The 24,870-nt window shown below is 58.4% G+C and carries 23 protein-coding genes; 16 read left to right on the top strand and 7 right to left on the bottom strand.

Going from position 1 to position 24,870, the window contains the following annotated elements:
- Positions 1-76: 76 nt before the first annotated feature.
- Entirely contained in the window at positions 77-592 is a 516-nt protein-coding gene (locus ABRP93_RS02395; RefSeq protein ID WP_349886752.1) for an META domain-containing protein, read from the top strand.
- A 77-nt stretch (positions 593-669) separates the two neighbouring features.
- Here ABRP93_RS02395 and ABRP93_RS02390 read toward each other — a convergent pair whose 3' ends face one another.
- Entirely contained in the window at positions 670-993 is a 324-nt protein-coding gene (locus tag ABRP93_RS02390) for a membrane protein (RefSeq protein WP_005282483.1), read from the bottom strand.
- Between the two features lie 47 nt (positions 994-1,040).
- Between ABRP93_RS02390 and ABRP93_RS02385 the strand changes: the two genes are divergently transcribed.
- The 3 genes from ABRP93_RS02385 to ABRP93_RS02375 all read left to right on the top strand — a co-directional run bounded on the left by ABRP93_RS02385 (position 1,041) and on the right by ABRP93_RS02375 (position 4,512).
- Positions 1,041-2,417, top strand: a complete 1,377-nt coding sequence (locus tag ABRP93_RS02385) for a DHA2 family efflux MFS transporter permease subunit (RefSeq protein ID WP_349886750.1) — start codon at positions 1,041-1,043, stop codon at positions 2,415-2,417.
- 24 nt (positions 2,418-2,441) lie between these two features.
- Positions 2,442-3,473 (top strand): ATP-dependent 6-phosphofructokinase, encoded by a 1,032-nt coding sequence (locus ABRP93_RS02380; protein ID WP_239267711.1) that lies wholly within the window; start codon positions 2,442-2,444, stop codon positions 3,471-3,473.
- A gap of 73 nt (positions 3,474-3,546) precedes the next feature.
- Positions 3,547-4,512 carry a bile acid:sodium symporter family protein gene (locus tag ABRP93_RS02375; RefSeq protein WP_239267709.1) on the top strand — a complete coding sequence of 322 codons (966 nt, stop codon included), beginning with the start codon at positions 3,547-3,549 and terminating at the stop codon, positions 4,510-4,512.
- Here the strand turns inward: ABRP93_RS02375 and ABRP93_RS02370 are convergent.
- Positions 4,509-5,294, bottom strand: coding sequence for a DUF4261 domain-containing protein (locus tag ABRP93_RS02370; protein WP_239267707.1), 786 nt, complete (start codon positions 5,292-5,294; stop codon positions 4,509-4,511). The two genes, ABRP93_RS02375 and ABRP93_RS02370, sit on opposite strands and share 4 nt — an antisense overlap.
- A 57-nt stretch (positions 5,295-5,351) precedes the next feature.
- On the opposite strand from ABRP93_RS02370, the gene gatB reads away from it, so the two are divergent.
- The 3 genes from gatB to ABRP93_RS02355 all read left to right on the top strand — a co-directional run bounded on the left by gatB (position 5,352) and on the right by ABRP93_RS02355 (position 9,670).
- On the top strand, positions 5,352-6,857 hold the full coding sequence (gatB, locus tag ABRP93_RS02365; protein ID WP_349886748.1) for an Asp-tRNA(Asn)/Glu-tRNA(Gln) amidotransferase subunit GatB: 1,506 nt from the start codon (positions 5,352-5,354) through the stop codon (positions 6,855-6,857).
- A gap of 126 nt (positions 6,858-6,983) precedes the next feature.
- The gene (locus ABRP93_RS02360) at positions 6,984-8,036 is read left to right on the top strand and encodes an NAD(P)-dependent alcohol dehydrogenase (protein WP_349886747.1); all 1,053 of its coding nucleotides are present in this window, start codon (positions 6,984-6,986) and stop codon (positions 8,034-8,036) included.
- Positions 8,037-8,239: 203 nt separating this feature from the next.
- The gene (locus ABRP93_RS02355) at positions 8,240-9,670 is read left to right on the top strand and encodes a YkvI family membrane protein (protein ID WP_349867208.1); all 1,431 of its coding nucleotides are present in this window, start codon (positions 8,240-8,242) and stop codon (positions 9,668-9,670) included.
- Positions 9,671-9,770: 100 nt separating this feature from the next.
- On the opposite strand, the gene ABRP93_RS02350 is transcribed toward ABRP93_RS02355, so the two are convergent.
- Complete coding sequence (locus tag ABRP93_RS02350) at positions 9,771-10,496, bottom strand: LysE/ArgO family amino acid transporter (RefSeq protein ID WP_349867211.1); 726 nt, start codon at positions 10,494-10,496, stop codon at positions 9,771-9,773.
- Positions 10,497-10,565: 69 nt separating this feature from the next.
- Here ABRP93_RS02350 and ABRP93_RS02345 point away from each other — a divergent pair, with 69 nt between their 5' ends.
- Positions 10,566-11,438 carry an ArgP/LysG family DNA-binding transcriptional regulator gene (locus ABRP93_RS02345; protein WP_349886745.1) on the top strand — a complete coding sequence of 291 codons (873 nt, stop codon included), beginning with the start codon at positions 10,566-10,568 and terminating at the stop codon, positions 11,436-11,438.
- Here the strand turns inward: ABRP93_RS02345 and ABRP93_RS02340 are convergent.
- Positions 11,407-12,504: a glutathione S-transferase family protein gene (locus ABRP93_RS02340; protein WP_349863138.1), complete on the bottom strand. Its 1,098-nt coding sequence runs from the start codon at positions 12,502-12,504 to the stop codon at positions 11,407-11,409. The two genes, ABRP93_RS02345 and ABRP93_RS02340, sit on opposite strands and share 32 nt — an antisense overlap.
- Positions 12,505-12,698: 194 nt before the next feature.
- Here ABRP93_RS02340 and ABRP93_RS02335 point away from each other — a divergent pair, with 194 nt between their 5' ends.
- The 3 genes from ABRP93_RS02335 (at position 12,699) to ABRP93_RS02325 (ending at position 14,498) form a co-directional block, all read left to right on the top strand.
- Positions 12,699-13,589 (top strand): DoxX family protein, encoded by an 891-nt coding sequence (locus ABRP93_RS02335; protein ID WP_349886743.1) that lies wholly within the window; start codon positions 12,699-12,701, stop codon positions 13,587-13,589.
- A gap of 146 nt (positions 13,590-13,735) precedes the next feature.
- Positions 13,736-14,191 carry a cb-type cytochrome C oxidase subunit IV gene (locus ABRP93_RS02330; protein WP_349863135.1) on the top strand — a complete coding sequence of 152 codons (456 nt, stop codon included), beginning with the start codon at positions 13,736-13,738 and terminating at the stop codon, positions 14,189-14,191.
- On the top strand, positions 14,181-14,498 hold the full coding sequence (locus ABRP93_RS02325) for a transcriptional regulator (RefSeq protein WP_023026394.1): 318 nt from the start codon (positions 14,181-14,183) through the stop codon (positions 14,496-14,498). The genes ABRP93_RS02330 and ABRP93_RS02325 overlap by 11 nt, the downstream gene beginning before the upstream one ends.
- On the opposite strand, the gene ABRP93_RS02320 is transcribed toward ABRP93_RS02325, so the two are convergent.
- The 3 genes from ABRP93_RS02320 to ABRP93_RS02310 all read right to left on the bottom strand — a co-directional run bounded on the left by ABRP93_RS02320 (position 14,473) and on the right by ABRP93_RS02310 (position 18,269).
- Complete coding sequence (locus ABRP93_RS02320) at positions 14,473-15,744, bottom strand: glycosyltransferase 87 family protein (RefSeq protein WP_349886742.1); 1,272 nt, start codon at positions 15,742-15,744, stop codon at positions 14,473-14,475. The genes ABRP93_RS02325 and ABRP93_RS02320 overlap by 26 nt on opposite strands.
- A 77-nt stretch (positions 15,745-15,821) precedes the next feature.
- Complete coding sequence (gene ilvD, locus ABRP93_RS02315; RefSeq protein WP_349886741.1) at positions 15,822-17,675, bottom strand: dihydroxy-acid dehydratase; 1,854 nt, start codon at positions 17,673-17,675, stop codon at positions 15,822-15,824.
- A gap of 51 nt (positions 17,676-17,726) precedes the next feature.
- Positions 17,727-18,269: a PH domain-containing protein gene (locus tag ABRP93_RS02310; RefSeq protein ID WP_284782927.1), complete on the bottom strand. Its 543-nt coding sequence runs from the start codon at positions 18,267-18,269 to the stop codon at positions 17,727-17,729.
- A gap of 302 nt (positions 18,270-18,571) precedes the next feature.
- Here ABRP93_RS02310 and ABRP93_RS02305 point away from each other — a divergent pair, with 302 nt between their 5' ends.
- The 5 genes from ABRP93_RS02305 to ABRP93_RS02285 all read left to right on the top strand — a co-directional run bounded on the left by ABRP93_RS02305 (position 18,572) and on the right by ABRP93_RS02285 (position 24,870).
- Positions 18,572-20,422 (top strand): acetolactate synthase large subunit, encoded by a 1,851-nt coding sequence (locus tag ABRP93_RS02305; protein ID WP_349886740.1) that lies wholly within the window; start codon positions 18,572-18,574, stop codon positions 20,420-20,422.
- 3 nt (positions 20,423-20,425) lie between these two features.
- Positions 20,426-20,941, top strand: coding sequence for an acetolactate synthase small subunit (gene ilvN / locus ABRP93_RS02300; RefSeq protein WP_023026400.1), 516 nt, complete (start codon positions 20,426-20,428; stop codon positions 20,939-20,941).
- Positions 20,942-21,043: 102 nt separating this feature from the next.
- On the top strand, positions 21,044-22,057 hold the full coding sequence (gene ilvC / locus ABRP93_RS02295; protein WP_349886739.1) for a ketol-acid reductoisomerase: 1,014 nt from the start codon (positions 21,044-21,046) through the stop codon (positions 22,055-22,057).
- A gap of 127 nt (positions 22,058-22,184) precedes the next feature.
- Positions 22,185-23,975 carry a GmrSD restriction endonuclease domain-containing protein gene (locus ABRP93_RS02290; RefSeq protein WP_349886737.1) on the top strand — a complete coding sequence of 597 codons (1,791 nt, stop codon included), beginning with the start codon at positions 22,185-22,187 and terminating at the stop codon, positions 23,973-23,975.
- Entirely contained in the window at positions 23,959-24,870 is a 912-nt protein-coding gene (locus ABRP93_RS02285; protein ID WP_023026406.1) for a hypothetical protein, read from the top strand. Before ABRP93_RS02290 ends, ABRP93_RS02285 begins: the two co-directional genes overlap by 17 nt.

Here is a 24,870-nt window from a genome sequence, read left to right as displayed (position 1 = left end):
GAAATAGCTGCGGATTAGATAACGATTCGTTTACACCCCTGTTGGATACCCATCCGACAGGGGTAAATTATTGGGTATGACTTTGAAAAAGATTGCAACCGCGACGATGTCCGTCTCCGCAGCTGCGCTCATGACCATGGGCGTAGCACACGCTGAGGAACCCGCAGCAAACCCGGCACCGGCTGAGCCCGGCACCGAGGTGGCAGAGACCACCGCCAAGAGCGACTTGGTGGAATCCCTGCCGGCAGACGCTGACAAGCTGGTGCCCAACATCGAGGGCCAGACCATCACCGGTGAGCTGCACTCCGCCAAGGAAGACGGCCAGTTCACCGTGCAGTTCGACAAGGATCAGTCCCTGGTTCTCGATGATGGCTGCAATACCTACACCACCTCCTACGATGTGGATAAGGATGGCACCATTCACGTAGGTGACTTCGTCTCCACCAAGGTGGCGTGCGATGACCACACCCAGGCACTTTCTGATTCCCTGCGTGACGTCCTCGAGTCCGAGCCTTCCTTCTATGCTCTGCCTGACGGCCAGGCCGCACTGGGCGCTGAGGACAACGCCGTTGTCTTCAACGTTGTGGAGTAAATACTCACAAAACCATTCAGCACCATGATCCTCCTTGGCGGGGGACCATGGTGCTGTTGTGTATGTGGCGGGGTGGACTACTTGGCATCGGAAAGCGCGTAGGCAGCGCCTGCGGAGGCGGCCGTCACGGCGAGGACTGCTGGCCAGGAACCAATCTTCTTTGCCAATGGGTGAGAGGCACCGAACGCGCCGACGTACAGGGCGGACAAGCCAGCGGTCGTGGCTGGGTTGGTCTTCTTTGCCCAGGAACGGCCGGCCCACAGGCCAGCTGCGCCGAGGATGACGCCGCCGAGCGGGCGAATGCCGGTCTCGCGGGCGGTGACCCAACCACCGATAAGGCCGAGGGTAACGGTGGTGGCGGTGGATACGTCTTGCGGTTTCTTGATATCAATCATGGACATGGTGGCCAGTCTAGGCCTGATTTGTGTGCCCCGCTAGAATTCCTGCCATGACTGTGGAGACTAACCTGCCATCGGAGCGCCAAGCATGGCTCGCCATGTTTGCCCTATCCCTCGGTTTCTTTGTATCCCTGTTGGACCAATCGATGGTAGCCATCGCCTTGCCGGAGATTCAGGCGGATTTGGGCGCCACGGTCAATGAAATCATGTGGGTTTCGGCCGCCTTTTTGCTCGCCGTCGTAGTGCCGCTGCTTTTTACGGGGCGGCTTGGCGATGTCCTCGGTCAGCGCGCCCTGTTCTGCATCGGCGTGGCGCTGTTTGGGATCGGCGCAGTAGCGTGTGCGCTGGCGCCGTCGATAGAAGTGCTCATCGTCGCGCGCATCGTGCAGGGCCTGGGAGCCTCGCTGGAGATGCCACAGACGATGTCCGTTATTAACCGGGTCTTCGCCCGCGAGCGGCGTGGGCGCGCGCTGGGGGTATGGGGGATTATTGGCTCGGTGGCATCCTTGGCTGGGCCGCTGCTCGGCGGGTTCCTCGTGGCTTCTTTTGGTTGGCAGGCGGCCTTCTGGGTGCATATTCCATTTGTTATCGCCGCCATCGCGCTGGCTCTGCTGTGGATACCGAAGCTGCCGACCACGGCCCAGGACATCGATATGCCCTCGGCCATAGTCTCGCTCATTGCGCTAGGGTCCATCGTCTTTGGCATTCAACAAGGCCCAGAGCTGGATTGGGACTGGCGGGTGCTGGTGGTGCTTGCCATCGGCATAGTCGCAAGCATCGCGTTCGTGCGCTTGCAGGTTAGCGCGCAGGACCGCGGTTCCACGCCTCTCTTTCCGGTGGAGCTCTTCCACAACCGCAACTATGCGGCCGGCTCCGTGGGCATATTAACCATGGGCTTTATGGCGGCTTCGGTCATGCTGCCGGTGATGTTGTGGCTGCAATCGGTCAAGGGGCTATCCGCCGGTGAGGCCGGCATCATCGTGGCTCCCATGGCGCTGGTCTCCATGCTGATGTCACCCATCGCCGGCATCCTCACGGACGTGGTGAATCCGCGCCTGATGGGGCTGGTGGGATTTAGCCTTATGATCGCCTCGCTGTGTTTGGCCTGGTGGGTCATGCATGCCGACGCCAACCCGTGGTGGTTGTCCCTGCCCATCGCCGTTCTAGGAATCGGCCAGTCCTTTATCTGGGGCTCCAACGCGGCAACGACGCTGCGCGATATTTCACCTCACCACATGGGCGCGGCGTCGGGGGCGTATAACACCTCCCGCCAGGTGGGATGCGTGGTAGGCGTGGCCCTAGTTTCCGCCGTAATGCAAACGGGTAATCCGACCACGGCGATCATCAATTCGATTCTCGCGATTGTTATCGCGCTGGTGGTGGGACTTATCTCCTCGCTGCGCTACGTGGACACGCTGCATGGATAAAAATCCTGCGCTAAATTGGGGATCATGCGTCTAGCTGTACTGACTTCCGGTGGCGATTGCCCCGGCCTGAATGCTGTAATCCGTGCGGTTGTGCGAACCGCATCCAACGAATTTGGCGATACCGTCGTGGGCTACGAAGACGGGTGGGTTGGCCTTTTAGAAGACCGTCGGCGCGATCTCTACGACGATGCCAGCATCGACCGGATTCTCTTGCGTGGCGGCACCATTTTGGGCACCGGCCGGTTGCACCCCGATAAATTCAAGGCCGGCTTGGAGCAGATCAAGACGAATATGCGCGAGGCCGAGGTCGATGCCCTCGTTGCCATCGGTGGCGAAGGCACGCTCAAGGGCGCTAAGTGGCTTAACGATAATGGCATCCCCGTCGTGGGCGTGCCGAAGACCATTGATAATGACGTCAATGCCACGGACTATACCTTCGGCTTTGATACTGCGGTATCGGTGGCAACTGATGCGATCGACCGCCTGCACACGACGGCGGAGTCGCACAACCGCATCCTCATCGTGGAGGTCATGGGCCGCCACGTAGGCTGGATTGCTCTGCATGCCGGCATGGCCGGCGGCGCACACTACACGGTGATCCCAGAAGAGCCCTTCGATATCGCGGAAATCACCAAGGCGATGGAACGCCGCTTCCAGATGGGCGAGAAGTACGGCATCATTTGCGTGGCCGAAGGCGCCCTGCCGAAGGAGGGCACCATGGAGTTCGAACCCGGCGGCGTCGACCAATTTGGCCACCAAACCTTCAACGGGATTGGCCAGGTCATTGGGGATGAAATCAATAAGCGCACCGGCTATGACGTGCGCACTACCGTCTTGGGGCACATCCAGCGCGGCGGCACGCCCACTGCGTATGACCGCGTCCTAGCAACCCGCTACGGTGTGCACGCCGCCCGCGCGGCGCACAACGGGGATTCGGGAATGTGTGTTGCCCTGCACGGCGAAGACATCGACCTCGTGCGACTAGAAGAGGCCGTGGGCACACTGAAGACGGTGCCCGATGCCCGCTACCGCAATGCGCAAGCGCTCTTCGGCTAAAGCCTTTTTAGCTCCCCGTCGTCTCGAATATTAAGATCGTCCTCTCACATGGTGGGAGGGTACTCTTTTGTATATGAGTACCGATAGCGCTACAGAAAAACAGGAAGAACGGCAAGCGCTCATCGCGGCGCTGGGTTTTCCCATACTCGTAATCATCGGCGGCATTATTGGCTATATCGCCCCTGGCACCGCGGCATCCTTTGCCCCACAGGTAACGCCGTTGCTGGGCATCGTCATGTTCGGCATGGGGCTTACCCTCAAGCCCGTAGATTTTGCACTCGTGGCGCGCCGGCCGCTCCCGGTGGTGCTCGGCGTGGTGGCGCAGTTCGTCATTATGCCGCTTATCGCGCTCGCCGTGGTGGCAGTAATGGATCTGCCAGAGGCGGTTGCGGCTGGCGTGATTTTGGTCGGCTGCGCCCCGGGCGGCACGAGCTCTAACGTGGTGTCCTACTTAGCGCGCGGCGATGTCGCGCTTTCAGTGACCATGACCTCTATCTCTACGCTTTTGGCGCCCATCCTCACCCCGCTATTGACCTTGTGGTTGGCGGGCGAATACATGCCGGTCTCCGCGGCATCGATGGCGTGGTCCATCGTGAAGGTGGTCCTCGTTCCGGTCATCGCGGGCATCGTCATCGGCATGCTGCTTCCCCGGCTCGTGGCAAAGATTCAGGCGGCTTTGCCGTGGATTTCCGTTACCGCGATTGCCTTGATCGTGTGCATCGTGGTCGGCGGCGCGCAGGACAATATAGCCACCGCCGGTGCGCTGGTCTTTGCCGCCGTGGTTATTCACAATGCGTGCGGCTATGGGCTGGGCTATCTCGCGGGCCTTTTTACCCGCCAGCCGGTTCCGGTGCGCCGCACCATGGCCGTGGAGGTGGGAATGCAAAATTCCGGGCTAGCTACCAGCCTTGCCTCTTCCTACATGAGCCCACTGGCCGCCTTGCCCGGCGCCGTCTTTTCCGTGTGGCACAACCTGTCCGGCGCGATTTTGGCAGCGCTGTGCCGCTTTAGCGATGCCCGCAAGGGTGCAGTCAGCTAAAAATTAATGGTGACAGCGGGGAAGTCCTGGTCTACGAACCAGGGCTCTTCCGTAATGGTGAGCGGGGGTTGGCCTTCCTCGAAGGCTAAGGTATCGCCGCCTTTGACGGTGGCGCCTTGCAGGATGTGGTCGGCGATATTTGCCAGCTTGTAATAGAGGTCCGTGGGATCCATCGAGCTGGTGCGTGCCTGGATTTCCGGGTGACCCGCTTGGACTAGGCCCATGGAGTAGCCGCGGAGCTCGCCGCCCGATTGGGTAATCCACACCGGTGCAATGTGCATGGGTGCGAGGTTATTGCGCACGGCGTCATTAAACATCGCCGGGGAGATGGAGACGTTCCCGCGCGGGTTGTGGATGATGAGGCAATTGGGGTGCTGGGCTACGGCGGACGTCGCCTGGGACAGCAGATCGAGGTGCTCGCGGCGCGGCTCGCGAAATTGATGGGAAAGGTCGTGTTCCTTGTTATCAGGAAGGACCGAGACGAGCACCTGGGATCCCGCAGTGTTGAGGTCGCAGGCATCGGCGCTCAAAATGGGGTGGAGGCCGTAACTATCTGGGGTGGGTGCAGAATCAATGGTCTGGTAATGCAAGAGAAACGCGCCATCGATAGGAACTACAAGGCTGCCTGGGTTCTTGCCGGGAGTGATTTCGCCGACGCGCGCAGAAAAGATGCCGCTGACGGCGTCTTTGATCTCATCGGTAGTAGGGGCGGTGGAAAAGACCGCGATGTTGATGAGTGGGGCATCGACAAGCGACGTGTCTACGGTATGTGGAGTCGTCATGACAGTCACCCTAGGGGCTAGCGCGCGAGAGTGCACGGACGTATTAAGATGGCACGCATGACTGCTGCGATGTATGACCTGATGGACTTCGACGAGGTCCTCGACAAGTATGAACCGGTAATGGGCATGGAAGTCCACGTGGAGCTGGATACGGAAACCAAGATGTTTTCCACCTCCGCCACGAACTTCAGCGCAGCCCCTAACTCCAATACCGATCCGGTATCGCTGGGCCTTCCCGGGGCTCTTCCCGTGGTTAATTCCAAGGGTGTGGAGGGTGCAATCAAGATTGGACTGGCGCTTAATTGCTCCATCGCCGAATCCTCGCGCTTTGCCCGCAAGAATTACTTCTACCCGGACCAGCCAAAGAACTACCAGATTTCCCAGTACGATGAGCCGATTGCCTATGACGGCTACCTCGACGTCGTGCTGGAGGACGGCACGGAATGGCGCGTGGAAATCGAGCGCGCCCACATGGAAGAAGACACCGGTAAGCTGACCCACCTGGGTGGCGCCGATGGCCGCATTCACGGCGCCACCGCATCCCTGGTGGACTGCAACCGCGCGGGCATTCCGCTTATTGAGATCGTTACCAAGCCCATCATCGGTGCCGGCGAGCGCGCCCCCGAGGTGGCTAAGGCCTATGTCTCGGCGCTGCGCGAGCTCGTTGCAGCATTGGGCGTTTCCGATGCCCGCATGGACCAAGGTTCCATGCGCGTGGACTCCAACCTTTCCTTGCGCCCAATCGGCCAAGAAGAATTCGGTACCCGTACCGAGACGAAGAACATCAACTCCATGCGCTCGGTTGAACAAGCGGTGCGCTTTGAGATGCAGCGCCAGGCACAGGTCTTGGAAGAAGGCGGCAGTATCGAGCAGGAGACCCGCCACTACCAAGAAACCGACGGATCTACCTCCAAGGGCCGCCCGAAGGAGACCGCGGAGGACTACCGCTACTTCAACGACCCGGATTTGCCGCCGGTTATCGCCCCGCGCGAGTGGGTAGAAGAGCTGCGCGCAACCCTTCCGGAGCTGCCGTGGGTCCGCCGCGCCCGCATCCAAAAGGAATGGGGCATTAAGGACGAAGAGATGCGCGACCTAGTCAACGCGGGCGCGCTGGACCTCATCGTGGAGACGGTCGAAGCCGGCGCGAAGCCGGACGAGGCTCGTTCCTGGTGGGTGTCTTATCTTGCAGGTAAGGCCAATGAGCAGGACAAGACCCTGGCCGAACTGGATATCACCCCAGCCCACATTGCCCGCGTCATCGCCTTGGTCAAGGAAGGCAAACTGACCACCAAGCTAGCGCGCCAAGCCGTCGATGGCGTGCTGGCGGGCGAGGGCGACGTTGACGAGGTCGTCGCCAAGCGCGGCCTCGAGGTCGTGCGCGATGACGGTGCCATCGAAAAGGCTGTGGATGATGCCTTGGCCGCCAACCCGGACATCGTGGAGAAGTACCGCGCCGGCAATAAGAAGGTCACCGGCGCGATCGTCGGTGCCGTGATGAAGGCGACGCAGGGCAAGGCGGATCCGGGTCAGGTTAATAAGCTGATCGCGGAGAAGTTGAGCTAATACGCCACTGATCGAGCCAGTCTTCGTCCCCGGTCCTAAAGGGGTCGGAGGCTGGCTTTTTCGGTTTTAAATTGACCATAATTTTCATTTGGGCAGGTCAGGGCGGTAAAGCGTAGACTATGTGACATGCCAATTAAATCTAAAGTTCTGCAAAAAACGAGCCCAGATGCACCCTTTCGCACCGTAGAAATCGAACGGCGCGATCCGCGCGAGGATGACGTCGTCATCGATATCAAGGCGGCCGGAATTTGCCACTCGGATATTCACACCATTCGCAATGAGTGGGGCGAGGCCCACTTCCCGCTGACGGTGGGTCACGAGATCGCCGGCGTGGTGGAAGCAGTGGGGGACAAGGTCACCAAGTTTAAGGCGGGCGACCGCGTGGGTGTGGGCTGCTTGGTCAATTCCTGCGGGGTCTGCGAGCAGTGCCGCAATGGGCAAGAGCAAAACTGCCTGAACGGCTCGGTGGGAACCTATAACTCTGAAGACGTTGATGGAACCATTACCCAGGGTGGCTATGCGCAAAAGGTCGTGGTCAATGAGAATTTTGTGTTGACGATTCCAGAAGGCCTCGACTTTGATGTCGCCGCCCCGCTCTTGTGCGCTGGTATTACCACCTACTCGCCCTTGGCCCGGTGGCAGGTCAAGGAGGGCGATAAGGTAGCCATCGTTGGCCTTGGCGGATTGGGCCACATGGGCGTGCAGATCGCCGCCGCCAAGGGGGCTGAGGTCACCGTCATTTCCCGGTCCCTGCGCAAGGAACAAGAAGCCTATGAGCTCGGCGCGAAGCGGGTGCTGGCAACGGGTGAGGACCCCGATTTCTTTGCCAACCACAAGGGCGAGTTCGATCTGATTTTGTCTACCATTTCCGCCTCCTATTCCCTCAATGACTACCTGCAGCTGTTGAAGCCGCGGGGAATCATGTCCGTGGTCGGCCTGTCCCCAGAGGAACTGGGAATCACGATGGGCAACCTCGTCGGTGGCGGCAAGGTATTGACCGGAAACAATATTGGCGGCATTGCCGAAACCCAAGAGATGCTGGACTTTTGTGCAGAACACGGCATCGGCGCGGTCATCGAAAAGGTGGGCGTTGATGACGTTGACGCAGCCTATGAGCGGGTTGTCGCCGGCGATGTGAAGTTCCGTTTCGTCATCGATACGGAAACTTTCGCGAATTAAGTATGTAAGCTACTTCATCACCAAAAGATGATGTATTGTATTTCACGCACGTGCAAGTAGGATTTCGTTATTAGCTTACGTACCATGTGCACAGGAGCACACTCCTGCGCCGCGCCTCCCCGCACGTGTCGGGGGGATAAGGAGGGGGCTTGGGACGCGCGCACTGGTGTGTGAAAATTATCCGCTACAAAAGTTAGGCAACTGTGTCTTATAAAAATATTCTCGCCATGGCCATGTCCTTCGTGGGCCTGCTGGTAGGCGCAGGCTTTGCTACGGGCCAAGAGGTCGTGCAATATTTCACCGCCTTCGGCACCTGGGGTATTGCCGGCATCGTGGTCGCAGCGGCCATTATGACGCTGGCGGGCACCGTGTTCTTGCAATTGGGCAGCTATTTCCACGCCACGGAGCACAACACGGTTTTCCGCAAAGTCACCCACCCTATCGTGTCCAAACTATTGGACGTCGCCGTTATCATCACGCTCTTTGCCATCGGCTTCGTGATGCTGGCCGGTGCCGGTTCCAATATGGAGCAGCAATTTGGCTGGCAAGCTTGGATCGGCTCGACGCTGATGTTGGGGCTCGTGATTGCCGTCGGCATGATGGACGTCGATAAGGTGTCCAAGGTCATCGGTATGCTCACCCCGTCCATCATCATCGCCGTCATTGGTGTGGCCATCTACACCATGTTCAATATGCCGGATGATATCGGCGCGGCAATGGAAGCCTCCAGCCAAATCGATACCCCGATTGGCAACTGGTTGGTCTCCGCACTGAACTACAACGGCCTAGCTTTGATGCTGGCGGTTTCGATGTCGCTGGTTATCGGCGGCGATAACATTAGCCCCCGTGAGGCCGGTTGGGGCGGCGTCGTAGGCGGCATCGTCTACTCCGTCATGATGGGCCTGGCAGGCTTCTCGCTGCTGATGAACGCCCAGGAGATCGAGGGCTCCGATATCCCGATGCTGTCCTTGGTCGATAGCGTCAACCCCGTCTTGGGCGCAATCATGGCCATCATTATTTACCTGATGATTTTCAATACCGCCATTGGTATGTTCTACGCATTGGGTAAGCGCCTCTCCGCAGGTAACGAGGCCAAGTTCCGCGTTATCTTTGTCGCAGGCTGTCTCGCAGGTTTCGGCGTCTCCTTCTTCGGCTTCAAGACCTTGATGCAGTACGTCTACCCGGTCATTGGCTACATGGGCATTGCGATGGTGGCCGTCTTGGTATTCGCGTGGTTCCGCAGCCAGTCCAAGATTCAGGACGAGGCACTGCGCCGCGAGCGCGTGCGTTCGCTGATGCACCTCAAGCTGAATCCGAATAAGGATTATGACGCAGAGCGTTACGACGATGAGATTGGCCAACACCTCGAGGATTCCAATATGGATAGCGAGGCCCTCTATGAAGAGCTCGTGACCGAGGTGACGGAGAAGCTCGACGGTGATGACGACGTGGACTTTGATAAGGAAGAATTTGAGAAGGAAAACCAGGACGATCACACTTACTACGTCGAGCGCGAAGGCGTAGAGCACGACCGCTCGCCGGAAGAGATTGAACAGTGGATAGAAGAAACCGGTGCTATCGGTGACCCAGAGGAAGACGATGAGCCTTCCGATGCGGAAAATTCCCAGAAGTAATCTCGCCTTAGAGCAGTAAGGATCCCTCCCCAGGATTTCCCGGGGAGGGATTTTCTATGCCTTGTGCTTGCCGATGCCCCTAAACCGCTTGGGCCGGGGATTAAAGCAGGAGGAGTTTGAGGGTCAGGCCAATCATGATGACGCCGATGCCAACGTTAATCCAGCGCCATACCTCGGGGCGGGAGAGGACGTGGGAGAAGCGGGCTGCGCCAAAGCCAATGACGGGGAACCAGGTAAAGCTGGCGGCGATGGCGCCGCCGGCGAAAAGCCACCGTCCAGGGTTGCCATACTGGTTGGCGATGCCCCCGAGCATGACCAAAACATCGACATAGGCGCCAGGATTGAGCCAGGTCAGTGCGAGCGCGGTAAGGAGCGGCTTGACCCAAGAGGGCGAGCGCTTTATCTCTTGGCGCTGGGTGGTGGTAGCGGTGGCTACAGAGCCATGGCCGGTGCCAGCCCCACCCGAGGAGTCCCCGTCGCCGTCAAAGGTCGCAACTTCCTCGGTGGCATTGGGAGAAGTGGATTCCACGTCGATGGCCTCGCCCTTGGTTTTGAAGGCATCGCGGAAGCAAGTGAAGGTAAAAAACGCGAGGTAGGCCGCGCCGATGTACTTAAGTACCTCAAGCGCAGTGGGAAAGCGCTCCACCAAGTAGCCGACACCGGCGGTGCCGGAGGTGATAAGGATGACATCGGAAAGCGCGCACACCACGATGATGAGCCCGATGTGATCGCGGCGGATGCCGTATTTCAACAGCATCGCATTTTGGGGGCCGACGGCCACAATGAGGGATAAACCAAGCACAAAACCAGCTAGCACGATGGACATGCCTCTAGTGTGAGTCCAAGCCGTAAATAAGTCCAGTTAATCCATCTTCATATGGTTTAGAATAGCTTCATGAACCCCGTACATTTGGAAACCTTGCTGGCCATCGTGGAAGAAGGGAGCTTTGAGGTTGCCGCTTCGGTCCTGGGAATTTCTCCGTCTGCGGTAAGCCAGCGCATCAAGGCATTGGAGGCGAGCACCGGTCGCGTTTTAGTACGGAGAGCGAATCCGGTGGGGGCGACGGAGGCCGGGGAGATCTTGGTGCAAGCAGCCCGGCGTATGGCGTTGGTGCAGGCGGAAACCGATGCCCGGTTGGGCCAGCGCCTAGCGCGCGTGCCCCTGTCGGTGGCCATCAACTCCGATTCGCTGGCTACATGGTTTACGCAAGTGTTAAGCGATACCGCGCAGCGGGGCGACGTTGCGCTGCGCATCCGCATCGAGGATGAGGCGCGCACCCTAGCTATGCTGCGGCGCGGCGATGTCTTGGGTGCGGTAACGAGGGAGCATTCGCCGGTATCCGGGTGCGATTCCACGTTCTTGGGGACCATGCGCTATTTCGCCGTTGCCGCCCGGCATATCGCGGAGGGCTTTCATTCAGGGCGGTTTACCTGGGAGACGATGCCGCTGGTGGGCTATGGTCCTAATGACCAGGTGCTCGATGATGCTATGCGGGAGCGCTTTATTGACTCCCACGTCGTGCGCGCGCGGGTTTCGCAGATTCCCTCTTCGGAAGGCTACCTGGAGGCCGTGCGCGTGGGCCTGGGATGGGGACTTTTGCCGCAGGCCCAGGCCCAGCCGCTGGTAGAATCGCAAGAGCTGCTGCTTCTCGATGACCACCAGCTCGACATTGACCTCTACTGGCAGCGCTGGCGCCTAGAATCCGAGGTCTTAAGCGATCTGACACGGTCTGTGATTAACGCGGCTGCGGCGCTGGGAAGAGCTTAAGCTGGAAGTCTTCTGGATTCTTTACTTCCTCGCCGGAGGGAATGGGACCTGGCAGTTGCACGCCAGGGGCAAAGGGCTGGCCGCCAAAGCGATCGCGGTCGTGCGGCTCTGCTAACCAGGACATATCCGGTCCTACCGGGACGATGCGGGTGGGGTTGATCTCGGTGTGCGTGGCAAAGTAGTGCTGCTTTATCTCAGTGAAATCGGTGGTATCACCAAAACCCGGTAGCTGGAATAGTTCTTGCAGGTAGCCGCGCAGGTTGGGCAGTTCCTGAATCTTGTGGCGCGAGCACTTGAAGTGCGAGTAATACACCGGGTCGAAGCGTATGAGGGTGGCAAATAGGCGGATATCGGTCTCGGTAATGTGATCGCCGACCATATAGCGCTGGGTGCCCAGGCGCTCCTCGGCCCAATCGAGCGCCTCCCACAGCTGGTCATAGGCCTCTTCGTAGGCTTCTTGCGAACCGGCAAAACCGCAGCGGTACACGCCATTATTAATGCCGTGGAAGATGTACTCATTGAGTTCTTCCATTTCCTCGCGGTGCTGCTCTGGGAAGAGATCGGGGGCGCCTCCTGCCTGGAAGTCCGTCCACTGCTCAATAAAATCGCGCACCATAGAGGGATAATCATTGGTCACCACCCGGCCCGTAGATTCTTCTACCAAGGCTGGCACGGTAATCCCGCGGGGATAGTCCGGAAAGCGCTCGAAGTAGGCTTCCTGCAGGCGCTTGTAGCCCAAAACCGGATCTACCTCGCCCTCATCTAAATCGAATGTCCAGGACCGCGCATCGTGCACGGGCCCGGCGAGGGCTAGGGAAATGGAATCTTCTAAACCTAATAAGCGGCGGGCGATGACCGCGCGGTGCGCCCACGGGCACGCGCGGGCGGCGACTAAGCGGTAGCGGCCAGCCTCCATCGGCCAATAAAAAGTGCCATCGTCTTGTGAGGTTACCTCGGATACCGCAGGTGAAATGCGGTCTTCGATATAGGTGGTATCGCGAATAAACTCGCCGTCTGGTGAAGCATTGCGGGCATCTCCTGCCCAATCGGAGTCGTGTGAAGTCATCGATTCACTCCCAATTTTGGTGGATTAATAAGGCGGGGAAGTGTCCCGCTGGCAATTAATGTTTATATGTCAACTACATGACAATGTTGATGTTACAACAAGTTGCAAGTCAGGGGAAGGGAGGTGCGGGGAACAATTGCGGCGCGCCGTTAACGGTACCGCAAAACTGCAGGCAAGTGTCTTAAATTGGTCTTATGAGCGATAAGCAGCAACCGGATAAAGCTAATCCCTTAGACGAGGATCTCAACGTCCCTGCCTACGATTCTGTGCAACGGGATAACCCCGATGTCTTTGCGCGCGCAGGGCGCGCCGAACCGCAAGAAATTCGGCCGCGCAAGAAAGAGGCAGCGGAAACGGAAGTTATGCCCAATCCTGATGCCAATGGGGCTGCACAGCAGGGGAGCCAACAATCCACGGGTGAGGATACCGCGGTATTGGATCCCGCAGCACCGGCGCAGACCGAAGGCTTCGCGGATGAAGATGCTGCCCTGACCCCAGAGGAGCAGGCGGAACAAGAGCGTCAGCTGCAGCAGGAGCAAGAGGACAGGGAAGGCTACAAGCGCTATGGCCGCCGCGGCACCATTGATTTTGGCCTCTTCTTCGTCCGCTTGGCTATGAGCGCCTACCTCATCATCGCTGGCGTGGCCACGTTCTTCTCGCTGGGCGATGACACAGGTGTCTCCGGCTTGGAAAGCGATTACTCCCAGTACGCTTGGGCCGATTCGTTTGCCCTTGCTGTACCAACCGTTCAGCTCATCGCGGGCGCGTTCCTCCTTTTGGGCCTGATTAGCCCGCTTGCGGCCATGCTCGGCTTGGTCGTTACCGGTTTCACCGCCTTGCACGAGCTGGCGGAATCGGGTGCTGGTCTGCAGGTCTTTGATTGGCCGGACTCGGTATGGCTATCCCTGGTGCTTTTCGTTATCGCGATTGGCCTGCAATTTACCGGTCCTGGTTTCATTTCCTTGGACTTTGGCCGCTCTTGGGCGCGGCGCCCACTGGGTACGTCGTGGGTCTTTGTGGTGGTTGGTATCGCCATCTTGGTTGCCGTGTGGTTCTTTGGCGCGGCCGTAAACCCCATCGCTTAGCCTGTTATTCGCTACCGCTTGAGTGGATCCCCGCCGCAGTCAATGCGGTGGGGATTTTCTTTCCACCCTTGCTTTTCACTTTGGAAAGTGAAAGAATTGCCATAAAGGAAAGTATGGAATCTGGATTTTGGAGATGGTGGTAGAAGATGGAAGATGAGCTAAAGAAGTCGCTTGAATTTAATGACAGCCTGCAGGATCAAGGCGCTGAGCGTAAGCGGCTTGTGCAAAATATCCTCCTAGTGATCGCTTTGGCAGCGTTCTACGTGGGAATGACCGTATTCGCGGAGGTCATGCACCCCGTCGCGTTTCTCATTTTCTACTTTGTCCTTATAGGATTCATTGTGTGGGCGCTGCTTCATTACCAAAATAAGGTGCGGACCAGCTATCGCCAGGATCCGTATACCCAGCCCAAGGCCGATAAGAAATACTATGCGGGGATGGCAATAATCCTTATCCCGATGTTTATTACGAACATGCTGCGTGAGCACACGTGGGCAATGGTTATCTTCGTGGTCTTGTGGGCAGTGGCAATGGTGTGGGTGCTGCAATCTCGTGCCTTGGACCTTGCAGCGCGGCAAGGAGAGGGCCGTAGTGCTCAGTGATATTGATCCCGTTATCTATCCGCTCAATCGCTTCAAAATCTGCGCAGTTTTGAACGCGCGGGGTGCGGTTGAAGGGACGGTGCGCCGCGAAATGCGCTTCGCGGCGCTGCGGGAAGAGGTGGGGCAATCGGCCGCCACCTTATCCAAACAATTAACCGCCTTGGAAAAGGAAGGCTATGTCAGCCGATTCCGCGAGTACGGATCTTCCCGCGATAAGGACACCGTGTGGGTGATGCTCACTGCTACCGGCAAGTCCGCATTCGATGCCCACCTCGCCGCGCTTAAGTCGCTAGCGGAGCAGGAGTAGCGTTGCTTGTGGCGTGAGCACGCTGGGCCGCACAGAACGCGGCCGCGTACAGCGCGACGGTAAGCACGGTAAGCCAGACAAAGTCATCCACCCAGAACTTTTGGACGTGATTCATGGCATGGACATCGACTTGATCGCCCCACCACCACTTCGGCGGAACGGTCAATAGCAGGACTGACCAGGCGATGAGGACGGCCAAGAGGCTGCGGGCAGCCCATCCGGTAGAAAGCCAGCTCCACGCGCGGTAGATGAACACCGGAATAACGAGCGTGAGCCAGACCCAGTGATGGGACCAAGATACAGGGGAGATGAGCAGGACGGTGAGGGCGGTGACCAATTGGGCATCGACAAGCAAATGCTCCCTGCACAAGCGCTTAATGAGCCAGGCCGCAAGGACGACGACGATAACGGAGGCCGCGAGCCACGCGAGGCCGATCGTCAGGCCATTCGCTTCCATGGATTCAGCGGATGGGTACACGCGCTGAATGGCGCCTTTGATGGAGCTATTTGACTGATACTCGGTTCCCACGCCGAAGTCGCTGCCGGAGCCCATTTCGAGGAGTTTGAAGCTAAAAAACTCAACGAACGGGTCCCAGCGGAAGGCTGCAGCAAGAAGCGTGGCCACTACGGCGGAGAGCAGCGCGGTGGCAATCTGCTTCCATTCCTTGCGCACAAGGAAGTAGAGCAGCATCGCCAGAGGGGTTATCTTGATGGCGGCCGCCACGCCGACGAGGATTCCCTGCGGCAGGAATCGCTTGCGCGGAACGAGGTCGAAGATAACAAGCGCCATGACCACTATATTGATTTGGGCATAGTTGTTATTGAGGTCGACCGGCTCAAAGTGCAAGACAATGGCCCAGGTAACGGCGGTTACGGGCAAGAGGAATTCTGGCTTTTTGAGCACCGCCCTGAAAACGAAGTAGAGGCACACGAGCACAAATAGATCCGAAAGGATAACCATGATATTGTCGGCCAGGGTGTGGTCGATGGCGTCAAAGGCCGTCAACGGCACCATCGCTAAGGCGCCAAAGGGCGGATAAATGAAGGGCAGCTGAATATCGCCGGCGGGCATCGGCGCGCTATAGACGGAGCGGTGCTCGAGAAAGGCCTTGACTCCCTCGCGGTAGACCACCATATCGATGGGGAAGTCTGTGATGCGGGTGTCTTCAACGACCTTCCAGGCGCCGAAAAGGAACCCCAGCAGGGCCACGATATATCGGAATAACGGGATACGAGCGAGTTTCATCGCAGTACAAGTTATAGGATTTTCTGATACGGAGGTCGCACCCCACCGGAGTCACAGCGATTTAGCAGTCAATTGTGCTAGTTCACAAAGCCGTCTACCACGCGCACCGCGCCGCGATCCGCGGAGGTCGCCATCGCGGCATAGGCGCGCAGAGCCTTGGTAATCGGGCGGTTGCGGTCCACCGGCGTCCACGGCTTTTCGCGTTGTTCTTGCGCGGCGCGGCGGCGCTCCAGAACATCTTCGTCCACGTCGAGTGTGAGCTCGCGTTCGTGGATATTGATGGAAATGGTATCGCCGTTCTCGATGAGCCCGATGAGTCCCTGGTGGGCGGCCTCAGGAGAAATGTGGCCAATGGAGAGGCCGGAGGTGCCGCCGGAGAAGCGGCCGTCGGTAATCAAGGCGCAGGCCTTGCCCAGTCCGGCGCCCTTGAGGAAGGACGTCGGGTGGAGCATTTCCTGCATGCCGGGGCCACCGGACGGGCCCTCGTAGCGAATGACGACCACATCGCCAGGTTGGACTTCTTTATTCAAGATGATGGACACGGCTTGCTCTTGGGATTCCACCACGCGGGCTGGGCCAGAGAAGGTCCACAGTTCTTCTTCAACGCCGGCGGCCTTGACGATGGCCCCGTCCGGCGCCAAGTTGCCGCGCAGGACCACCAGTCCGCCGTCGGAAGAAAAGGCGTGGTCAGCATCGTGAATGCAGCCATTGACTGCGTCGGTATCCAGTTCATCCCACCGGTTGGACTGGGAGAAAGGCTCCGTGGTGCGCACGCCGCCTGGAGCGGCGTAGTAGAGCTCGCGGGCCTGATCCGTCACGCGAGGGTTGCGGATATCCCAATCATCGAGCCACTGCTCCGCATTGTCATAGAGGGCGGTGTGCACCTTGAGATTGAGGTGGCCCGCGCGGCGCAGCTCGCCCAAGATAGCCGGAATGCCGCCGGCGCGGTGCACATCCTCGATGTGGTAGGTGCCGTTGGGCGCGACCTTGGACAGGCAGGGGACGCGGTAGGAAATGTCATTAATATCATCCAGCGTGAAGTCCACTTCGCCCTCCTGCGCTGCGGCAAGGGTGTGCAGGATGGTGTTGGTGGATCCGCCCATGGCCATATCGAGGGCCATGGCATTGGTGAAGGCTTCCTTGGTGGCGATATTGCGCGGCAGGACGGACTCGTCTTCTTCGCCGTAGTAGCGCCGGCACATATCCACGATGGTGGAGCCGGCCTTTTCAAAGAGGTCACGTCGCGCGCTGTGGGTGGCCAGCGTGGTGCCGTTGCCCGGAAGCGCCAAACCGAGCGCCTCAGTCAAGCAGTTCATGGAGTTGGCGGTAAACATGCCGGAACAGGAACCGCAGGTGGGGCAGGCTGATTCTTCCACCTGGGCCAGGCCAGAATCGGAAACGCTATCATTCGCGGACGCGGTGATAGCGGTAATCAGGTCAGTCGGTGCATGGGCAACGCCATCGACCACGACGGCCTTGCCGGCTTCCATAGGTCCGCCCGAGACAAAGATTGTGGGGATGTTCAACCGCATTGCGGCATTGAGCATGCCCGGAGTGATCTTATCGCAGTTGGAGATGCATACGAGGGCATCGGCAGTATGCGCATTGGCCATGTATTCGATGGAATCGGAGATGATTTCGCGCGAGGGCAAAGAGTACAGCATGTCGCTGTGGCCCATGGCAATGCCGTCATCCACGGCAATGGTATTGAACTCCTTGGGTACGCCACCGGCTTCGCGAACGGCGTCGGCGACGATATCCCCGACGTTTTTCAGGTGCACGTGGCCGGGGACGAATTGCGTATAAGAGTTGGCGATGGCGACGATGGGCTTGCCAAAGTCGTTTTCCTTGGTGCCGGTAGCGCGCCACAAGGCACGCGCCCCGGAGGCTTGGCGTCCGGCGGTAGTTACTTTAGAGCGCAGTGGGAACATGGATTAAGTCACTATTCCTTATAGATTGGTCAAATAGGGGAGAAAGTAGATTTAGTTTTCTGCCGAATCCTTAAGCTCGGGGTGCTTTTCTAGGTATGCAGCGTATTCCTCTTTACTTAAGAGGATCTGCTGCCCGTCGCGGTGCACGATGACGACCTTGTCGTCGGCTGCCTCGCGGCCCTGGGTGAGGGCATCGGGAATGCGCCCGCGGGATGCTTGTGCCAAGCGGGGCAGTGAGTTGAAGGTTACGCCAGGCAGGTTATGTTTCGCACCATTTTTAGTCTGCGCGAAGGCCCGGGCGCGCTGGAAGCCAATTCCGGCGAAATCATCCCATGCGATGGAAACGTTTTTCCGGAATGCATAAGAAATGGAGATGCCTTTCTCAGAGACCCGCGTGCGGGCCTTGATGACCCACCAGAGGCCGATAACGGGGATAATGAGCAACCACCCTAGGTATTTGGGCGCCCATCCAATGCTCAATAAGGCGATCGTGGACAAAATTAAAATGCCCAAGATGTGGTCGCGGGAAGGGGTGAAGACCTCTGCCTGGGTGGTGGACTGACGAGGTTGTTTGTCCTGTGCTGGTGGGGTCATAGTGTGCCAGCCTAATTGACCATGCGGTGGGGAAGCGAACCATTTTTTCGCCGTGTTTCAACGTATGAGAAAGTTTTCCCAAAAGGGGGTAACTGCTTCCAGATATAATTCTATCGGTATATAGTTGGAAATATGATCATTATTCGACTTCAGGTGGTGCGAGCGCGGCGGTGACCGCGGCGTTTCCTGAACGTCGACGCTTTCGCCCCCGCAGACCACCGGCCCGCGGGGGCTTTAGTTGTAACTAGGGCGTTTTCGATGATCAGTTTCCATGACAGACCAACCCAAGGAGCACATACACCGTGGTAACGACATCCTCGCCCACGCCTGCTTCCGCGGCCGCTGCAACTTCTGCTGCGTCTGCGGAGCGAATGAGTGGGGCTCATGCTATTGTCCGCACGCTGGAAGATCTGGGCACCGATCTCGTATTCGGTATTCCCGGCGGTGCCGTGCTTCCGCTCTACGATGCACTGCATGGTTCAACGAAGCTTCGCCATGTGCTAACCCGCCATGAACAAGGCGCCGGCCACGCCGCCGAGGGCTATGCGCAGGCTTCCGGAAAGGTGGGCGTGTGCATCGCTACCTCCGGTCCTGGTGCGACCAACCTGGTTACCGCGCTTGCCGATGCCAACCTGGACTCCGTTCCCATCGTCGCCATCACCGGCCAGGTGGGCAGCAACCTTTTGGGCACCGATGCCTTCCAAGAGGCCGATATCCGCGGTGTCACCATGCCCATTACCAAGCACAACTACATCGTGACGGATCCCGCCGAGATCCCTTCTGCAATTTCGGCTGCCTTCCACTTGGCTTCCACCGGCCGCCCCGGTCCGGTGCTCGTGGATATCCCGAAGGACGTGCAAAACGGCTTTGTAGATTATCGCTTCCCGGAAACGCTTGACCTGCAGGGATACAAGCCAGTCACCAAGCCACACCACCGGCAGGTGGCCCAGGCCGTGGAATTGATGTCGCAAGCGGAAAAGCCCGTGCTCTACGTCGGCGGCGGAGTCGTTAAAGCTAATGCCTCCCAAGAGTTGCTGGAGTTTGCGGAACTCACGAATATCCCTGTGGTTACCACCTTGATGGCGCTGGGGACCTTTCCGGACTCCCACCCGCTGCACCTGGGAATGCCGGGCATGCACGGCACGGTCCCGGCCGTCGCGGCGATGCAGCGCGCCGATCTCATCATTGCCATCGGTGCCCGCTTCGATGATCGCGTGACCGGCGATACCTCAACATTCGCACCCAAGGCGAAGGTCGTCCACGCCGATATTGACCCAGCTGAGATTGGCAAGATCCGGGAAGTTACGGTCCCCATCGTCGGCGATGCCAAAAAGTGCTTGACCGCGTTGAGTAAGGAGTACCGCAAGAAGGATGTACAGCCGGCCGCCGAGGTGAAACAGTGGCATGATTACCTGCGCGGCATGCAGCAGCGTTTCCCGCGCGGTTATGAGCCCACCGATGATGGCCTGCTGAACCCGCAATTCGTCTTGGAAAAGCTCAGTGAGACCGTGGGGCCGGAAGCTATCTACTGTGCGGGCGTGGGCCAGCACCAGATGTGGTCCGCGCAGTTCTTGGATTTTGAACACCCGCGTTCGTGGATCAACTCCGGTGGTGCTGGAACCATGGGCTATGCCGTTCCCGCTGCCTTGGGTGCAAAGGCAGCGCGTCCAGAAAAGGAAGTCTGGGCCATCGATGGTGATGGCTGCTTCCAAATGACCAACCAGGAACTTACCACCGCCGCCGTGGAAGGCTTCCCGTTTAAGGTTGCCGTCATTAATAACGGAAACCTTGGAATGGTCCGGCAATGGCAGACGCTGTTTTATGACCAGCACTATTCGCACACCAAGCTGCGCGAAGAAAACGCCTTCACCCCGGACTTCGTCCGTTTGGCCGAGGCACTCGGTTGTGAAGCCATCCGGGTCACGAGCGAAGAAGAAGTCGTTCCGGCCATTAAGCGCGCGCAGGCAATTAACGATAAGCCAGTTGTCATTGACTTCATCGTCGGCCAAGATGCGCAGGTGTGGCCGATGATCGGTGGAGGTGCCTCCAATGAGGAAATCCAATACGCCCGCGGCCTGCGCCCGCTTTTTGATGAAGCTGAATCCGCCGCGGAAACCCCGGCTGAGATTGACGAAACCATCCAGGAGGCATAAACCATGACGCAAAACGAGGTAACTCGGCATACCTTATCGGTATTAGTTGAGGATGTAGAAAGCATCATCGCCCGCGTGGTGGGAATGTTTAGCCGCCGTGGCTACAGCCTGGTGTCCTTGGTCTCCGCGCACACGGAAACCCCCGGAATTAACCGGCTGACCATCGTTGTGGATGCCTCTGAGGTGATCATTGAGCAGGTAACAAAACAGCTCAATAAGCTCATTCCGGTTATCAAGGTCGTGGAACTTAAAGAAGATTCCACCGTTGCTCGCGCCATCATGCTGGTGAAGGTATCGGCCGATAATTCCAACCGCGCGCAGGTGGTGGATGCGGTAAATATCTTCCGCGCCCGCGTGGTGGACGTGGCAAAGGAATCGGTCGTCGTGGAGGCTACCGGTACGCCGGGCAAGCTCGCGGCGCTGCTTGAAGTTCTCGAGCCTTTCGGGATTCGTGAACTCGTGCAATCGGGCCACGTAGCCTTGGGGCGCGGCCCGAAGGCGACAGCTCCCAAAAAGTAAATAAAATCTCACGATGTGAACACATTGTCCCGCGCAGTGGTATATACTCTGCGTTAGGACGCTTCATTACAGCTTCTCCTACCAAAGAATTGAGGATTTGAAATGGCTATTGATACCTACTACGACGACGATGCTGACCTGTCGATCATCCAGGGCCGCAAGGTAGCTGTTATCGGCTACGGCTCCCAGGGTCACGCCCACTCCCAGAACCTGCGCGATTCCGGCGTTGAGGTTGTTATCGGTCTGCGCGAGGGCTCTAAGTCCGCAGCCAAGGCGGAAGAGGCTGGCTTCGAAGTCAAGTCCGTCGCGGAGGCATCCAAGTGGGCCGACGTCGTTATGCTCTTGGCGCCGGATACCTCCCAGAAGGAGATCTTTGAAGAGCACATTGCCCCGAACCTGGAAGACGGCAATGCACTGCTATTCGGTCACGGACTGAATATCCACTTCAAGCTGATTGAGCCGGCTGCGTCCGTCACCGTCGGTATGGTCGCGCCAAAGGGTCCGGGCCACTTGGTCCGCCGCCAGTTCGTTGACGGCAAGGGCGTTCCTTGCTTGATTGCCACCGAGCAGGACCCGAAGAACGAGGGCCATGACCTGACCTTGTCCTATGCCGCTGCGATCGGTGGCGCCCGCGCCGGCGTTATCCCCACCACCTTCGAGGCAGAGACGGTCACCGACCTCTTTGGTGAGCAGGCCGTCCTGTGTGGTGGCGTCGAGTTCCTCATCCGCAATGGCTTTGAGGTCCTCACCGAGGCCGGCTACGAGCCAGAGATGGCTTATTTCGAGGTCCTGCACGAGATGAAGCTCATCGTGGACCTGATGTTCGAGGGCGGCATTGCCAACATGAACTACTCGGTTTCTGATACCGCCGAGTTCGGTGGCTACATCTCCGGCCCGCGCATCATCAACGCTGATACCAAGCAGCGCATGAAGGATGTCCTGTCCGATATCCAGGACGGCACCTTCACCAAGCGGCTGCTCGCCAACGTCGAAGGCGGCAACAAGGAACTGGAAGACCTGCGCGAGGAATTTGCACAGCACGAGATCGAAAAGACCGGCACCAAGCTGCGCGATCTCATGAGCTGGGTAAAGAATCCTTTGGACGCTACTTCCTAGGCAATAGCTGAAGCCAGTGCGGCCCGCGGGAAGTTCCCGGCGGGCCGCTTTTGCGGTTTGGCTACGTGCTATCCCAGCACTTAAGTCCGTGAGGTACCGCAGAGGTGTTGCGGGTAGTATTGGCCCTATGGGTTTTACGACGCCAAGCTATGATCTCAAGGATCTTTTTTCGCGGATCGACCGGGGCGATATCCAGCTTCCGGATTTCCAGCGCAGCTACGCCTGGGATGATGACCGCATCCGCTCACTTATCGTTACGGTCCTGCGTGGTTACCCCATCGGAGCGCTGATGGCCCTGGATACCCGAAATGAAAAAATGCGTTTCCGCCCGCGGGTTTTGGCGGGCGCGCCCGAGGTTGGCGTCGAGCCCGGATTGCTCCTTCTGGACGGTCAACAGCGCCTTACCTCCCTGTACCACTGCTTTAACGGCGAGGGTTTTGTCAAGACCACCGATTTCCGGAAAAAGAAGGTCCACCGCCGCTTTTTCATTGACGTTCGTGCCGCGGTCAGTGGGGACTTGCTTGCCGATGACGCCATTTTCGCCGTCGACCAGAACGGCGAGATCTGCTCGCACTTCGGCCCCGATATTGATGGGGCTATTACCTGCCGCCAGGATGGGCTGGATAATATGTGCATTCCTGTGGCCTCGCTATTGAGTGAGGAAGGCATCAGCATGCTTTTCGAGCTTGCCGCCACTCACGAGCAGTATAGCGCCGAGCTTGCAGCGTTTAATAACCGCATCGTGCGACCTTTGGCCGGCTACGACATCCCGATGATCCGGCTATCCCGTGAAACGGAGCGCTCGGGAATCGGTTCTATCTTTGCCCAGGCGAACTCCGCCGGCCTGCAGATGGATGTCTTCGATCTCTTAACGGCCGTCTTTGCTTCCGAAGACCCGACCTTCCACCTTGCTAACGATTGGCAGCAGGTGGAAAAGGACCTGCGGGATTCACCCGCGCTCGATGGCATCGGGCGCAATGAATTCCTCTCCGCAGTATCCCTCTTGGTCACAGGGGAGAAAGGCAATGCCGGCGGCCAGCGCGAAGATATTTTGAAGCTGTCCCTATCCGAGTACAAGGCGGCCGCGCACGACCTGCGCATCACCTTCCACGAGGTCGCCGAATTCTTGGCGCAGCGCCGCATTTTAAGCCTGGATCAGGTTCCTTATACGGAACAGATCGTGCCGCTGGCGGTCATCATCGCGCGCCTAGCAAAGCGGTCCGGGGCGCTTTCTAGCCAGCAGGCATGGGATCGCATCGACCAGTGGTTCTGGTGTGGCGTCTTTGGTGAGCTCTATGGCTCTTCCGCGGTGCCGCTGCGCGCCGCCCGCGACGTGGATGAAGTGACCGAGTGGGTGGCCGGGGCCACCGATGACGTTCCCAAAACGGTCGCAGATGCAGGATTCCGGGAATCCCGCCTGCTCTCGGTCGATGAAAACGATGGCGTTTGGCACGGAATCTACGCCTTACTCATGGCTCGTGGCGCGAAGGACTGGCGGACGGGCAGCGAGTTTACTCGCCATACCTTTGAAGAGCTCAAGCCTGGATTTTTCCCAGTATTCCCACTGAATTGGTGCCAGCGCCACGGGGTGGATTCGGTCTTGGCGCAGTCGGTCATGAACTTTACTCCGATGGGCAAACGCACAGAGGTCGTCCTCGATGGATTCGCACCGAATCGCTACCTGCCACGCGTGCAATCCAAGTCCATCATGGAAGACGAGGAATTTGATGCCGTCTTGGCGTCGCACGACCTCGATGTCGCTAACTTAAGGGAATCGAAGATTCAGGAATTCTTGGCGGATCGGCGCCATCGTTTTGTGAACCTGGTGGAAGAAACCTTGGGCATTCCCGTCATTCGAGATGTCGATGAAGCAAACCTGGCCGGCGGTGAAGAGGGGCCACATGCATTTGGCCGCTAAGAGATTCCGGGCGGCTGCAGCGGTTATCGCAGCCTCCCTTGTACTTGTCGGCTGCGGCGATGCCTTGCAGGAGCCCAAACTGGTAAAGCGTGGGCTGTCGGATCTCTCCGAGTCCGACGTTGAGCTTGAGCGCGCCAAGTCAGAGAATCAAAACCGCCTTATCGATCCCAAATTCGCTGGCAAGTTTGAAATCATCGATGATCCTAGCGGCATTGACGCTGCGCGGACTTTTTTCGAGGATTCTGACTCGATGGTGCTCTTTGCACCCGATGCTAAATCCGAACTGCGCGCGGCGACGTTGGCTATTAACCAGCACCTGCCGGCCGTGGAATACGATCGCTCGCGCCGCGGTGACATCCTCAACCTGGTAGGTGACTTGGAAGTAAAACGACTCGTCATCATTGGCGATATTCCATGGACACAATCCAGCGGTGATTTCACTGTCATCAAGGACCCGGGAACGCACGAAGCGTTGGGAGATTTCACGGCATTCCAATATGAGTCCAAGGTGGTCGCCTCGCCGAAACAAATGGTCAAGGACATCGCGCGGCTGGATAAAACACCTTACGTTGAGTTGCGCCCTGCCTGGATTCCTTATGAGGGTGAGCCCGACGACGATGGTAAAAAGTTATCGCCCGTTCCGGCACAGTCGCGGCGCGATGGCCAGATGGCACCCAATATTGTGGCCACGGCGGATAGTCCGGTAGCCAATGTCATTACGGCCGCGGCCTATGGTGGCTCGGTATTGGTGATGCCGACGGCAGATCCGCTGGAAGATAAGCGGAGTATGGCCATGGTGGCGGGGCTGGACGAGGGTTCACTGATTGCTTTGGGCCCGGAATTCGGTCAAGTGAAAGAATTTAAGGAAAAAATAAGGCAGGGCACCCCAAACTGA

It is taken from the genome of Corynebacterium sp. KPL2850 (assembly GCF_040225855.1).
In the GTDB taxonomy this organism is placed as follows: Bacteria; Actinomycetota; Actinomycetes; order Mycobacteriales; family Mycobacteriaceae; genus Corynebacterium.
Note: the sequence above shows the minus strand (reverse complement) of the source record. Positions and strands in the feature narration are given on the sequence as shown.

Excerpts from the sequence above, each read along its gene's own strand:
- ABRP93_RS02395 (WP_349886752.1), top strand. The coding sequence starts at position 77 with ATGACTTTGAAAAAGATTGCAACCGCGACGATGTCCGTCTCCGCAGCT.
- ABRP93_RS02390 (WP_005282483.1), bottom strand. The coding sequence starts at position 993 with ATGTCCATGATTGATATCAAGAAACCGCAAGACGTATCCACCGCCACC.
- ABRP93_RS02385 (WP_349886750.1), top strand. The coding sequence starts at position 1,041 with ATGACTGTGGAGACTAACCTGCCATCGGAGCGCCAAGCATGGCTCGCC.
- ABRP93_RS02380 (WP_239267711.1), top strand. The coding sequence starts at position 2,442 with ATGCGTCTAGCTGTACTGACTTCCGGTGGCGATTGCCCCGGCCTGAAT.
- ABRP93_RS02375 (WP_239267709.1), top strand. The coding sequence starts at position 3,547 with ATGAGTACCGATAGCGCTACAGAAAAACAGGAAGAACGGCAAGCGCTC.
- ABRP93_RS02370 (WP_239267707.1), bottom strand. The coding sequence starts at position 5,294 with ATGACGACTCCACATACCGTAGACACGTCGCTTGTCGATGCCCCACTC.
- gatB (WP_349886748.1), top strand. The coding sequence starts at position 5,352 with ATGACTGCTGCGATGTATGACCTGATGGACTTCGACGAGGTCCTCGAC.
- ABRP93_RS02360 (WP_349886747.1), top strand. The coding sequence starts at position 6,984 with ATGCCAATTAAATCTAAAGTTCTGCAAAAAACGAGCCCAGATGCACCC.
- ABRP93_RS02350 (WP_349867211.1), bottom strand. The coding sequence starts at position 10,496 with ATGTCCATCGTGCTAGCTGGTTTTGTGCTTGGTTTATCCCTCATTGTG.
- ABRP93_RS02345 (WP_349886745.1), top strand. The coding sequence starts at position 10,566 with ATGAACCCCGTACATTTGGAAACCTTGCTGGCCATCGTGGAAGAAGGG.
- ABRP93_RS02340 (WP_349863138.1), bottom strand. The coding sequence starts at position 12,504 with ATGACTTCACACGACTCCGATTGGGCAGGAGATGCCCGCAATGCTTCA.
- ABRP93_RS02335 (WP_349886743.1), top strand. The coding sequence starts at position 12,699 with ATGAGCGATAAGCAGCAACCGGATAAAGCTAATCCCTTAGACGAGGAT.
- ABRP93_RS02330 (WP_349863135.1), top strand. The coding sequence starts at position 13,736 with ATGGAAGATGAGCTAAAGAAGTCGCTTGAATTTAATGACAGCCTGCAG.
- ABRP93_RS02320 (WP_349886742.1), bottom strand. The coding sequence starts at position 15,744 with ATGAAACTCGCTCGTATCCCGTTATTCCGATATATCGTGGCCCTGCTG.
- ilvD (WP_349886741.1), bottom strand. The coding sequence starts at position 17,675 with ATGTTCCCACTGCGCTCTAAAGTAACTACCGCCGGACGCCAAGCCTCC.
- ABRP93_RS02310 (WP_284782927.1), bottom strand. The coding sequence starts at position 18,269 with ATGACCCCACCAGCACAGGACAAACAACCTCGTCAGTCCACCACCCAG.
- ilvN (WP_023026400.1), top strand. The coding sequence starts at position 20,426 with ATGACGCAAAACGAGGTAACTCGGCATACCTTATCGGTATTAGTTGAG.
- ilvC (WP_349886739.1), top strand. The coding sequence starts at position 21,044 with ATGGCTATTGATACCTACTACGACGACGATGCTGACCTGTCGATCATC.
- ABRP93_RS02290 (WP_349886737.1), top strand. The coding sequence starts at position 22,185 with ATGGGTTTTACGACGCCAAGCTATGATCTCAAGGATCTTTTTTCGCGG.
- ABRP93_RS02285 (WP_023026406.1), top strand. The coding sequence starts at position 23,959 with ATGCATTTGGCCGCTAAGAGATTCCGGGCGGCTGCAGCGGTTATCGCA.